Origin of the sequence: Vibrio alfacsensis, from assembly GCF_019670485.1 — a bacterium.
Lineage (GTDB): Bacteria > Pseudomonadota > Gammaproteobacteria > Enterobacterales > Vibrionaceae > Vibrio > Vibrio alfacsensis.
The window spans coordinates 75530-88614 of record NZ_AP024168.1 but is presented as its reverse complement, the minus strand read 5'-3'; the positions used below and the strand labels follow the sequence as shown (position 1 = coordinate 88614).

General features: G+C 40.2%; 9 protein-coding genes. 4 read left to right on the top strand and 5 right to left on the bottom strand.

Annotated elements, in window-relative coordinates; all coding sequences use genetic code 11:
• Positions 1-50: 50 nt before the first annotated feature.
• The 3 genes from VA249_RS23415 to VA249_RS23405 are packed head-to-tail and all read left to right on the top strand — an operon-like array spanning position 51 to position 2898.
• A complete protein-coding gene (locus tag VA249_RS23415) occupies positions 51-1061 on the top strand; it encodes a glycosyltransferase family 2 protein (RefSeq protein WP_221072619.1) in 1011 nt (336 codons plus the stop codon).
• Positions 1058-1834 carry a hypothetical protein gene (locus VA249_RS23410; protein WP_221072618.1) on the top strand — a complete coding sequence of 259 codons (777 nt, stop codon included), beginning with the start codon at positions 1058-1060 and terminating at the stop codon, positions 1832-1834. Before VA249_RS23415 ends, VA249_RS23410 begins: the two co-directional genes overlap by 4 nt.
• A gap of 8 nt (positions 1835-1842) precedes the next feature.
• Positions 1843-2898 (top strand): glycosyltransferase family 2 protein, encoded by a 1056-nt coding sequence (locus VA249_RS23405; RefSeq protein WP_221072616.1) that lies wholly within the window; start codon positions 1843-1845, stop codon positions 2896-2898.
• A gap of 115 nt (positions 2899-3013) precedes the next feature.
• On the opposite strand, the gene VA249_RS23400 is transcribed toward VA249_RS23405, so the two are convergent.
• The 5 genes from VA249_RS23400 to VA249_RS23380 all read right to left on the bottom strand — a co-directional run bounded on the left by VA249_RS23400 (position 3014) and on the right by VA249_RS23380 (position 10076).
• Positions 3014-4525: an oligosaccharide flippase family protein gene (locus VA249_RS23400; RefSeq protein WP_221072614.1), complete on the bottom strand. Its 1512-nt coding sequence runs from the start codon at positions 4523-4525 to the stop codon at positions 3014-3016.
• Positions 4522-5529: a polysaccharide deacetylase family protein gene (locus VA249_RS23395; protein ID WP_221072611.1), complete on the bottom strand. Its 1008-nt coding sequence runs from the start codon at positions 5527-5529 to the stop codon at positions 4522-4524. The genes VA249_RS23400 and VA249_RS23395 overlap by 4 nt, the downstream gene beginning before the upstream one ends.
• Positions 5526-7310, bottom strand: coding sequence for an arsenate reductase/protein-tyrosine-phosphatase family protein (locus tag VA249_RS23390; protein WP_221072609.1), 1785 nt, complete (start codon positions 7308-7310; stop codon positions 5526-5528). The genes VA249_RS23395 and VA249_RS23390 overlap by 4 nt, the downstream gene beginning before the upstream one ends.
• Before the next feature lie 92 nt (positions 7311-7402).
• Complete coding sequence (locus tag VA249_RS23385) at positions 7403-8881, bottom strand: oligosaccharide flippase family protein (RefSeq protein WP_221072607.1); 1479 nt, start codon at positions 8879-8881, stop codon at positions 7403-7405.
• A gap of 40 nt (positions 8882-8921) precedes the next feature.
• The gene (locus VA249_RS23380) at positions 8922-10076 is read right to left on the bottom strand and encodes a GNAT family N-acetyltransferase (protein ID WP_221072605.1); all 1155 of its coding nucleotides are present in this window, start codon (positions 10074-10076) and stop codon (positions 8922-8924) included.
• Between the two features lie 219 nt (positions 10077-10295).
• Between VA249_RS23380 and prsT the strand changes: the two genes are divergently transcribed.
• Entirely contained in the window at positions 10296-13067 is a 2772-nt protein-coding gene (gene prsT / locus VA249_RS23375) for an XrtA/PEP-CTERM system TPR-repeat protein PrsT (protein ID WP_221072594.1), read from the top strand.
• Positions 13068-13085: the final 18 nt, after the last annotated feature.

The window sequence follows — 13085 nt, the reverse complement described above, 5'->3', positions numbered from 1 at the left end:
AGCGAAATACAACGCTATACCATTGATATAAATATTGCGAATAGGTGATTATGAAAAAGGAATTTTCAAGCATCGCTAACAGTCAATCACCCCGTTTCTCCATCGTCATTTCAACGTGTAATCGACCGGAGTTGCTTTACCGTTGCCTAAAGAAAATTACCATGCAATCTTATGATAACTATGAAGTTATCATTATTAATAACGGTTCAACTTCATCCAACAACGAAAAATATCAACTTTTTGAATGTGAGTTTGATGAGCGATTTACGTTCTACGATCTCAACAACAAAATGTCCGCTGGCTTTGGACCTGCATACGCAAGAAACTTAGGTATTGATGTAGCAGATGGTGATTATATTGCTTTCTGTGATGATGATGATGAGTGGATAGACCAAGATTACTTAAGTGATTGCGAATCCTATTTAGCATCTACACCAACACAGCTAGTCATTTCAAACCAGTATGGTATTCATGATGAAACAACCAAAGGTCGAGAGAAGAAAATTTGGTTTACTGGTGTGGACAACTACTTAGAGAAATCCACTCAAGGTATCAAAAGATTGAAACATTTTTCTTATTTCTCTGAGATTGGCGCATTCCCACACTTAAATACATCCATTTATGATGCATCATTTCTTAAAGAGCTAGGTGGGTTTGATAAAAACTTATGGTACGAAGAGGACTTAGATTTATTTTTAAGAGCTTTACAAAAAAAACCCTCTATTGCCTTTAACTCTCACTTCGTTGCGAATCATTATATTCCAAACAAGCAAAAAATGATGAACGTGACCAGCGATGTTGACTCAATAAAAAAACACAGGTTAAGAGGTATCTACTTACAAAAACTGATCAACGAATATGGCGTGAAGCAATCTAATGATTTCATTAAGTCATTAGCAAGTAACACTTTTAAGCATTTAACAATGAACAACCTGTCTGAAAAGGATTATCGGACAGCAAAGATGTATGCATTTAGTGCTCACTGTATAAAGCCTACGTTTAAATGGTTCGCATTTTTCATATACATCTCTTTTTTGGGTTTAATAAGGGAAAAACGATGACAACATTAAAGACTTCATTAGAGGTGGTGCTAAAAAATCCGAATATACTATTACCTCAAAAGCATCTCCTGCTACTCAGTCATATGAGAGCTAACACTAGTTTAATAGGCCATTTGTTAGGCAACCATGATGACATTAACGGTTACTATGAAATGCACATTGGTTACTACAGCTGGAAAAGTTTGATTCGGCAAAAAATAGAGTTCTTTGATGCCCACCCCAAACATGTTCCAAGCCTATATTTGTTTGATAAGATTTTACATAGTGAACACTATGTTGCTCCTGAGGTGCTATACCGAGACAACGTTATTCCTCTATTTTCCTTACGCAACCCTGTTGATACCATTCCCAGCATTGTTAAACTTTATAGTAAAGTAAATCAAAAACATGAGTTTTTCACTGTAGCAGGTGCCATTGATTATTATGAACAACGCTTAGATGTCCTATTAAACCTCGCAAGAAAGCTGGCGCAAGATTTTTACTATATTGATGCAGAAGCAATCAAAACCAAAACCGATGAAACTCTGACCTATTTGAGTCAGGTTTTAACACTCTCACACCCATTGAAGCCAACATATAGATCCAATGTCAAAACGGGACAAGGTGATTCTGGTGACCATTCAGAAAACTTGAAAAAAGGATTCATCAGCACAACACCCTCGAACTACCAAGATTTCAATTGGGCACATGGTGAACGAGACAGGTTGTTACAAAAATACCAGGACGTAAGAAACGAAATGATAAAATTGTCTCTATCATCGTGTTTAAAATAGGCAATGGAATGAAGGCTACCTTACCTAATTTAACCTTAAGCATTGTGGTTCCAATCTATAATGTCGAAGCGTACCTTGCTCAATGCTTACATACTCTTGTCGAGATTTCAGCTATAGGACGCTATGAAGTCATACTGGTTGACGATTGTGGTCAAGACTCAAGTATGGTGATAGCCGAAAATTATCTTCACTCATACCCTAATATTTTTAAACTGGTTAAACACGATAAAAACCAAGGCATTGCAGCATCGAGAAACTCTGGATTAGCTGAAGTCGTTAGCCCCTATATCATGTTTATTGACTCAGATGACTGGTTGTCTAAACATGCAATTACCGAATTGCTCGACGTATTAATTCGACAGAGCCCTGATTTTTTATTTTTCGATTTTACCCGCGAGTGGGAAAACCATCATGAAGATATGCCATTTGCACCTTCAGTAAACAAAGTCTGCTCGATAACCGAAGAGCTTTATTTTTCTTTCCTACAAAAAATACCTGTGACGTCCTGGGGAAAAGTATTTCGAACTGAAATAGCGAAAAGCCTGCCGTTTACTAAAGGGATTATCTTCGAAGATGTTGCGATCATCCCATCAATGATACTTAGAAGTGACAACAAACTCTATTTACCCGGAATTCGCTATCACTATAGACAACGAGATGGGTCAATCATGGCAGAAAGACGGGGCGAAGCAGAAAGTTTGTTTAATGCCTATCGGATTTTGTCAGCCAACCAAGATGATGCACGTTATCAAAAAGACATTCAGTTTGTCCTTATTAAAGATTGGCTGATCAACATTCGAGTGGCTTATCATGAAAATAAACATCAAAAAGCAATAGACTTGTTGGATAAAGGCATCAAATTTTTAAACCAACACCATACTGGTTGGCACCGGAATGAACATTTGATCAAACACTTATCATCAGGTAAACCTCTATCAAAGGTAAAGGTCAAAATCTTACTTTCTTCGCTTGGCACAAGAGCATTTAATATTTTGTTTTTACTTCATATTAATTATCAACCCTTTACATGGAGCAACGCACGACCGCTAGTTCATGCAACGTAATTGTGCTGTTGTAGTCAGCCACTAAAATCGAACGTTTCAGGCCTATTTATCCGGGTAGCATCATTTAAAACCTGAACCGTTGGCTAGTAAAAGGACGATTCAGACTCACCAGATTTCAGCGTAATTTTCGGAGATGTAGATGAATTCTATCAATGATGATTGGCGCTAATTTGCTTTTTGCTTCACTTATTTTACTCATCCAGTAACCCCAGATAAGTGATTTTTTCCCCACAAGATAGATAATCGTTGTAACACTAACTCCGTAATATAGACTGCCTAGCAAAACGTTAATAAGCAGACCCAATAAGGTATTGCTATAGCTCATATAGCCGAATTCTAAACTAGCGTACATGATCAAAGCCGCGACAGATGGGACCAAAATTACGATACTCAAAGCGCGTAATGAAAAACCTAATGTGATTTTTATGAACATTGCAGTCACAAAAAACATAAAAAATGCGACCGCTACTCTTAAGTACACAAATTGAGTCAAATCACCTAAATATGCCAATGAGTAAGCCGCGTAAAATACACCCGCTAATAACAACAACGCGATAACATCAAGTAAAATGCTAACCTTCGTTTTTCCTAAATAATCATAGATATTATGGGACAATGACTGCAATGGATACCCCAACATCATTATGGACAACGGTCCAAGTATTGGAATGACAGCAGTCCATTGCTGACCAAGCACAACATAAATGAATTGCTCAGAGACAATAAACATCCCAACAATTGAAGGGATAATCAGCAAATAGGTCAACGCTAAAAACTTATAAGTATTTAAATAGAGCTGTTTTTTATCATTTTTCAGATGAGACAACGCTGGGAAAAGTCCCCATGTTGCAGGCCCTATTAACTCAGTAAAAGGTAATATCGAAAAGTCCTGAGCAATTTTATATTGACCAACTTGTTGTGAACTAAACGTACTACTCACCAAAAACAGATCAAACCTGTTCTTTGAGTAACCTAACACCCCCCTCAGTAACAACCACGTCGAGTTCGCAATCATCGCCATTTTAAAACGCCAATCAAATCTTGGCGTGTACTTATAGACAATATATGAGCCGAACATATTGAGCAATGCACCAACGGAAGAGCCAATCACTAACGCCCAATAAGTTGGATGAATGTAGGCAATGCCAAGCGTGGTGACTGCAGTTATGATCTTTACTACAATGCCAAGTTGCACCATCGGTTTAAAGTTGACGTCTTTTTCTAATTTAACCAACCCTATATTGCCAAATGCTCCTAAAAAACCAGATATAGAAATCACAATAATAATGAGCTCGAGATCTGGCTCACCAACAAATGATGCAATTAGACTTGAAGATGCTATCAGCACAACCGTTAGTACCAATTTGATGAGTATCCTCAACGTCCAAGCCGTGTTTAGATCGCGATTGGACAAATCCGTATGTGCTATTAGGTAACGTTTTACGCCAATTGCAGATAACGTTTCAAAAAAGCCAATATAAATTGTCGCAGTTGCAACAATTCCGAATGCCTCAGGTGGCAATAGCCGGACTAGCACTAACGTACTGCCAATACCAATAAACCGCAGTCCCCAACGACCTACTAAGTTCCATAGGTATGCATGGGTGAGCTTTTGCTGAATACTCAACTTAACGCCTTAGCGGTTTTATCACAGCAGGAAGCGTTTGAAGCAATTTTCTCTTCAGCCATTTTTGCGGGCAAAAAGGTCGAACTGCTTTCGATGGAATTAAACCAATCAATATACTGATATAACGCCTCTTTAAACTCGGCCAAAACTTTTTCTGATCGTACGTAAGGCGTACCTCCAACAGATACGCTTGGAGAATGGAATGACAATACAAACTCTTCTTGGCCTATTGCGATTTGCCTCTCTGTCATCGTTCGCATTTGCAAATAAGAAAACCCCTCCGGAGACAATCGAAGTTTGGATATCCTTAACAAGCGGTAAAGTAACGAAGACATTTTACTTTGCTGAATTCGCTCTATTGTGGAAGGATTGAGATTTAGGTGATTACCGAATGCTTGAGTTATCGCCCCCATAGAACATGTGTGTGGGATATAAATCAGCCCATCTTTCGTATGCATTTTGTTGGTGTATCTAACAAAATTAGGTCCCTCAACATGCGAAAAATTCGAATAAGCGGAGATGCTTAAGTCGATTTTATAACCTAACTCTTTGAGTATTCCGACAGTGTTTATACCGATACCATACCTACCAGCGAGATAGGTGACAGGCCGCGTTCCGGTCTCCTCTTGAACTCGCTCCGTCAGCATTTTGAGCTTGTCGAACTCCAATTCTCTTGGCAGATTCCCGGGAAATGATAAGCGATTTTTTTCCCTGTCAATATCATGCATGAAAGGAGGATTAACCCAAGGGTGTAAATGTGTTGCAAACTCAATCGCTTCATTTTCGAAAGGAAGAAAATGCTCAATCACTTTTCTCCCATCAGTACTCGACACAAATGGATAGTCCATCGCTAGGGTAACCTTTCCTCCCCGACGAATGATTTCTTCAACCACGGCGATCAGTTCATCACCGTGGTTAACACTAGTATTTGAACGATAAAAGCCTTTATCCCAATCAAACTCTTCTTCTGCATGTATCACGATGGCCAGTTTTGGTTTGTTCATTCTACCGCCTCTTGATAAATCGTCAGAAAATTATCTAATGCGTTTTTGATTTTGTCGTAGCAACTACGGATAGTCTTAACATCACTTTCATACGGATCAGCAATTTCGTGTAAACGAGAGTAGCGAGCATCCAGTAAATCTGCCGCACAAAATGCATGATTCGTTCTGTAGCCAGATGCTAATGCGTGTCTGTTCTTGTCATCAAAATAGATAATGATATCCGTCTCTCCGATATCTAATTGAGTCAGGCATTTTGATGAGTGGATGCTTAAATCACATCGAAGCTGGGATGCTGCCTCAACGGCAATATCAGGACTACTTCGCAACTCTTTATGATGAAAACCAAACGAGTCGATACCCAAAGAGATAGCATTTTGGGAGAGGAGAGAGCGAAAATACTGTTCAGCAAATGGACTACGGATGATGTTGCCGTAACAGATAAAAATGACATTTCTGTACGGGTTAGTAGCAAACAGTTGTCGTATTTCTTTTTGTTTCACTTTCCGCCGATACTGCACAATAAAACGACGTTGATTTAATGCAGGACGTAATACACTGTCTACTACGTCTTTTACTTCAGAGAAAAATGGCTTGGGGTCATCAAGACGAAAACTATCGATACTTTCACGACTCGCAACACATTTTAGGATACCGAACAAACGCTGTGTCATATGAGCTCTTGCTTTAGTTCGCCCCATAACATTCGCGATTTTTTCACTTTCTCGCTTAATTTCGTATAAATCTGCAGTTAATGATCTCGCGGTAACATTAGGTATCGGTTTGTGTTGCCACTCATCCACTTTACCACTACACAAATAATCTGCATAAAGTTTGGGGAAATCGAAACCTGCGTAGTCGGCAAGCGGTAACCCCCCCCAGACTCGCGCGTTGATTTCGACCAAAATCCATTCGCTCGTCTCTTCATTTCTTCGAAACTCAAACATTGCCAGTCCAGATAATCGCGTTTCTTGGCAAATACGCTGAGTCGCTTGCAATTGTGATGAATCGATCTCAGTAGAGCCTCGATATGAACTCCCGCCACCAGTATCGGGCTCAGCCAACCTTTTATAGGAAAATGCGGTTACCACTTTTCCATCGACAGCAAATACTGATAGCCCCTCCCCTTTACCACTGAAATACTCTTCAATTAAGCAATGATCGCTAGCAGGGTTAGCATTGGTAAACTCTTCATAGTCATTCCTTGAACGAACGATAACGACTTTGTTTCTTTTATCCAAACATGACATTTCAAATGATTGAAGTGGTTTTAAAACAAACTTATTCCCGTAAATATTGGTCAACGCTTCATAACTATGCTGGCTAGGTGAGATTAAGTCCCCTTGAGCTACCGGAATACGACATTTCGTTGCAACTTGCTTTGTTTTCCATTTGTCGAACAAGACATCTAAAGACTCAGGGTTTGCGACAGCAAGCTTGGTTTTCTTAGGTAGCAACCCCCTTGCCTGCCACAACGGATAAATGGCGCGCTCATCACAGGGGAAAACCACACTGTACTGATAACGTTCAATCAAGCATAAAACATTCTCAATCCATCCCTGATTGTCATATGCCTGATAATTGTAGAAAAACGCAGAAGCAATGTATTTGCTGCTTAAAGAATGACTCGCACGATCATAACAAACAACATGAACGGTATAACCAGCGCGACCCAGTGAACGAATCACTGACAGAAAACTTCTGGTGTCTTCCCCCAATATGAGCGCCGAACGTGGCGTCTCTGTTTCTGTTTCTGCTTCTTCTTTGAGTCTCAAATTAAACATCCTTGTCTATCCTTATCGGCATTGCTGGCACTTTGTTCTACCCTGGCCACCACTACTTACTCGAGTCTCATTCCATATAAGCTCAATGCTCGTTAGCCTTTTTGAGTCGATGCTTTTAACTTTTTTAATACATCAAATATCAGCGCATACTCTACAAACCAATTTTTGGTAACACCGATAAGCACTACCATCACAGGGACAAAACTGATCCCGCCAGCAATGACCAAAATAATAAGATTAATCGCTTCCGAATGGTGCAATTGGGGCTTCAACGACGCGATTACATTCACCATAACGATTGACGGGATCGTCGGCAAAAGGATAACCGCCATAATCCGAATAGGGGACAAATTAATAAGAAGCTTATACGCCACGCAAAGCATCAACATAAACAGCACAACCAACGCTACTCGATACTGTGTGTACGATAAAAGATCAAAGTTATTGCTTTTCGATAGTCCGATAATCAGCCCAACAATTGCCGAAATCATCACCACATCAAGCAGCACCAAATATTTAATTTTCGACAAGTTCGTCAGTACCGACTGCAGTGAAATATTCAAAGGCATTGATAGCATGAGTAAAGACAAAAGCCCGATAATAGGCGCGGCTTCTAGCCATTTTTCACCGAGCACGACCTCCGTAAATAAGTCACTTAGAGCAAAAATACCAAACGCAGAGGGAACAACAAGTAGGTATGCAAAAGCAAGATAGTTGAGAATGCTACACTTCAGTTCCTCATGATGCTCGCGTACTTGTGTTATACCTGCATACATTGAACTCGTAGCCGGAGAAATGACTTCGGTAAAGGGTAGCCATGCAAACTCTTGACTCACGCGATAAACACCAACATCGGTGCTCGTTAAGTAACGACCTAGTAATAGCGCATCAATCCGTGATCGTATGTATCCGGAAGACGTCGAGAGTAAATGCCATTTAGAAAATGACCACTGATCTTTCCATAATGTCATCGACCACTTAGGGCGATATGGATGAATTCGGTACGATCCTAACACCGTCAAAATTTCGCTCGCTAACAAACCGATGATTAAGGCCCAATAGCTTTGAATTAATATCGCGCCAATCAAAGTAATGGGGACAACTGCAACTTTGACACCAACGGACAGACGTGTAATCGGCTTGTAATCCAATTCTCTTTCAAAAAGTACTATGCCGACGTTTTTAAATGCGCTAATAACGGGTATCAAACAACAAACCAAAAGTACATTCTCTAACACCGGTTCATTCATATAGATAGAAAGCTTCTTAGCCATGAGCGCGAGCACTAGGCTACAAACGAACTTTAATGTGATATTTAATGACCACGCACTATCAAGCATCTCATTAGTACACTCTTTTACCCTAATAAGATATTTGTCGGTTCCTGCGTTCGAAAGCATCACAAAAAATGCCATGACAATACTTGCCAAAGCGACGATACCGAAATCCTCAGGATCTAAGATCCTGACCAGGCATAACGTGGATATCAAACCTATACTGCGATTGAGCCACTTGGCGAGCAAATTCCATAGGTATCCTATGGCAATCTTTTTTCTTATCGCACCAAACATGATAGGTAGACCTTAACGCATTTTACCACTAAGCATTGCCTCAAACCTCACCCCTATTAACACCGTAAAAACCACTTCTTCTCTTGTTTTTTAACCACAGCTTTGTATTGCGGAAAACATGCTCGAGCATGAGTAATGAACTAGGGTGTTCATATTGATTGACCGATAGTTCACCTTTGATATTAGAAAAAGTCTCTTTGTAACGCGCTTTGCCACCCATAAAGTCGTAAGACGCTACACCCTCTTCGAGCGCTTTATTGATCAAAAGATAATGGGAAACTAACCCCGGTTTGTATTGCGTACTTCCATGCACGTAATTAATCGCACACAAGTAAAAATAAACGTGATTATCGTGTTTGAAGTTGTAGACAACCGATATTGTTTCCGCCCCAGTTTTAATGTGATATAGCTCCACAACGCCCGCTTCAATGCCCCTTTCAATGAGAAGCTCATGAAATGCGACAAAACTGCGATTCGAAAAGCCGCTTGGTGCATGCTCGTCAGTCCAACGAGCAAGGTGCAATGGCTTCGCGATGTGTAACATTTGTTTGGCTTGCTCTGTAGACGTTGCTTTTTCTAAGGTGATCTGGCCAATCTCACTGTATTTTCGAATACTTCGCGTGATTTGATAGCGAGAGTTGCGAGATAAAAACTGGGGTATTGATATGTTGTCTTCTCTCAAGGCATTGAGATCAAGTGCATAATTATTGGTTTCCCAAACTGTCCGCTTTACAAGCCCTAATTGTTTGAACCCATCAAACTTATTATTCTCACTAGCTCCAATGACAATCGCATCTCTCTTTTTTACCCGATAGATTAAACACTCCGTCATTGCTTGGCGGATATCACTTTCATCACCTGCATCAAGCAGAAAGTCGTTATACTCTATCCATATCTGGTCGTGCTCTGGAATACCTGTGCGATGAAGATGAAATTTGCTTTTTAACGGAATGAACAAAAAAGAATTAGATTGCTTGACCAAAATACCCAAGCCGATCGTTTTTTTGCCTCTTCTCGCCTCTATCACCGAGTAATGACCAACAAAACAGTCTAACCAAGTACCAATCCATAGCCATGTGAGAAAAAAACCAGGTCGAGCTCGTTGCTCCAAATCAATCCACGCATTTTGGAGCCAAGATTTACATGGATTTTCGTAAATCTCGCATTGAATATCGTTACGTTTCCGACTTTCCAAAATTTATCCTTAAATACCAGCACTACTAACATCTACTGCTTGACCTTCCTGGTCATTTTCATTGTCTAAACATAAAACTAGAGCAACTTGCTCAATGCATATCTTCCAATTATGGTCGGTGAATGGCCGTTTTGCTCAAATTTAATTTAAATTTATACATTTACGTAATCGTGACTATCATAAATATGTTTACAAGGAATTTTTACGTAGGGAAACACTATGTCTTACGGGAAAGAAGTCGGTACAAACCGTACAGCCCTTATTGGGTTAGCGCTAGCTGCACTGCTGTATTCACAAGGAAGCATCGCTAATAATAAATACATCGATAGCGCGCAGGAATACCTCAATAAAAATGAGACCAATGCGGCGATGATCGAGCTGAAAAATGCCATCCAACAGTCACCAGAAGATGGACTCGCCCGATTTATGTTAGGCAAAATTTACCTCCAACAGGGCAATTTTTCGAACGCTGAAAAAGAGCTATCGAGGGCGATAAAATATGGTTATAGCCCCGATGATAGCGTACCACTTCTTGCTCGCTCATTACTGAGCCAAAATAAACTGGAAGAGACTGTTTTACTTTTAGAAGAGTTTGATTTAAGTGATTCTTTGGCATCATCCGAACTATTTGCTATCGCTGCTATGGCAGAAATTAGGCTCAATAATGTCGAGAAAACAAAGGCATTGTTAGAGCAAGCAGGTACAGAGACACATTACGCAAAGCTTGCCCATGCCACCTACCTTTCTGCTACAAATGAAAGAGATGAAGCTCAAAAATCAATAGATGCACTTTTAAAGCTAGACAATTCTAACAGCGACACTTGGATATTAAACGGTCATTTGGCAATGACACGAAATGATTTTGACATCGCCTACGAAAGCTACAAAAAAGCCTCCGAACTTTCGCCAATGGCTATCCAGTATCAGTTTTTTATGGCAAACGCTTTAGTGCACGACAAAAGGTTAGCGGAAGCCTCACCAATTGTTGACGAATTGCTCAAAATAAACAGTCAAGGTTCATACATTAATGAACTTAGGGCAATCATTTTATTTGCCGATAAAAACTATGCTGATGCAAAAATCCACGCAGACAGGGCATTGAATAATGGTTCAAAAAGCCTCAGGGCAGCGACCATTTCAGGCGTTTCTGCGTTCCAACTGGGACAATTTGAACAAGCACACCGTATTTTAAAGAAAGTCTCACCCCGGTTACCAAATAATCACATAGTGAATCGCCTATACCATGTTACTCAACTCAAGTTAGGCTACCTCGATGAAGCCATTGAGTCTTTAAACAGTTATGACATACAAACTAAAGAAGACAGCGCTTTTATCTCAAGAGCTAGCATGGAACTTGCCAAAATTGGGCGAAACGACATGGCGTTAGAGTTAGCACAAAAAGCGTCGGAGAACGATAGCAGCCAAGCAGAAGCGACTCTCGGTTTAATAAAGCTGGCAAACAATGACCTCACTGGTATTGACGATTTACAGTCTGCATTAGAGGATAATATTGCGCTTCCCGGCGCTAAACGCGCATTGGTCAATTACTACTTACTGCGCAAAGAGCTTGATGAAGCTGATGCTGTTGCCAACAAATGGCTAAAAGAGAACCCTAGCGATATTGATGGACTTATTGTGAAAGGCATTGTCAGTAAAGAGAAAGGGCAATTAGAACAAGCAAAATCATACTACAACCAAGTTCAAGAGCTTGCTCCCCACAATACACAAGCTTTGGTAGAACTCGCAGGCATAGAATCTTTAATGAATCGTCCTGACGCAGCACTATCATTGCTGTTATCAGCTAAAGAACAATCCCCTAACGACCATAATGTCAGCAAAAAGCTGATTGAATACAGTCAAGAATTGAATCGTCTACCCGAAGCGATAGCACTCATTGATAAACAGTTAAAATCCGATCCATTTAACCGTCACCTAAAAATTCAAAAAGCACACGCTTTAGAGTTAAGTGGTGGCAAAGAGGCCGCAATTGACATACTGGAGTCACTGCCCAACTCAGACAAAGATGCTGCTGTTTGGAAACTACTTGGAAACCTCTATTATTCTGAAGGTGATCTTTCGCAAGCCAAACGTAATTACGAGCAGTGGCTTGATCTCGCGAAGTACAACCCCGCCGCCTATATAGGCAACATACAACTCGCTAAACATAGTGGGGATTTCAATGAGGGTTTGAAGCTCGTCAATCGCGCGATAGAAATATTTCCTAATGATTTTCGATTCCAATACTTAAAAGCCGAGCTGCTCTATAGAAAAGGGGAACTTAATGCGGCTCAACGTGAGTTAGCTAAGTTGCCACAAGGTATTCAAGAAACCGCTAATTTTTTGAGACTTCAGGGAATTATCTATATCGCAAAAGAAGATTATCCAGCAGCTGTTAACGTGCACAAAGCGCGCTATGATCTCAAACCGACAATTATTACCGCTCGAGAATTAGCACATGCCTATGCCTTAAATGGCCAAGAAAACGAAGCCATAAACTTTCTTATTCAATTGATGAACGAGTACGGTGAATCCGTCTGGCCACTTAAGTTAAAACTGGCTGAGTTATACATTGACTCACAACCAGACAAAGCAATCGAGGAATACAAAACGATCCTTGAAAAGCAACCAAGTAACCCACTTGCTCTGAATAACTTAGCTTGGCTATATCTTGATAAAGAGCAGCCAAGTAAAGCCTGTGAGTTTGCAAAAAAAGCCTACGAGATCGCTAATCAAAGTGTTGAAATAGCAGACACCTACGGATACTGCCTATTTAAATCCGGAGATACCCAGAAAGCACTGGAACTTCTCGAATTGGCTTATACGAGTAAACAATACAGTCCCGAAATTGCGTTACATTTCGCAGAAGTATTAATTTCAGACAAACAAGTGAAACAAGCTACTGATGTACTGTCTAATATCGTCACGAAAGACCCGAGTTTGGTAGCTACAAAAAATGAACTTGAAGAACAAGCGAAGCGAATAGCGCAATAAGTAGATAGTAAAGGCCAA

Excerpts from the sequence above, each read along its gene's own strand:
- VA249_RS23415 (WP_221072619.1), top strand. The coding sequence starts at position 51 with ATGAAAAAGGAATTTTCAAGCATCGCTAACAGTCAATCACCCCGTTTC.
- VA249_RS23410 (WP_221072618.1), top strand. The coding sequence starts at position 1,058 with ATGACAACATTAAAGACTTCATTAGAGGTGGTGCTAAAAAATCCGAAT.
- VA249_RS23405 (WP_221072616.1), top strand. The coding sequence starts at position 1,843 with ATGAAGGCTACCTTACCTAATTTAACCTTAAGCATTGTGGTTCCAATC.
- VA249_RS23395 (WP_221072611.1), bottom strand. The coding sequence starts at position 5,529 with ATGAACAAACCAAAACTGGCCATCGTGATACATGCAGAAGAAGAGTTT.
- VA249_RS23390 (WP_221072609.1), bottom strand. The coding sequence starts at position 7,310 with ATGTTTAATTTGAGACTCAAAGAAGAAGCAGAAACAGAAACAGAGACG.
- VA249_RS23385 (WP_221072607.1), bottom strand. The coding sequence starts at position 8,881 with ATGTTTGGTGCGATAAGAAAAAAGATTGCCATAGGATACCTATGGAAT.
- prsT (WP_221072594.1), top strand. The coding sequence starts at position 10,296 with ATGTCTTACGGGAAAGAAGTCGGTACAAACCGTACAGCCCTTATTGGG.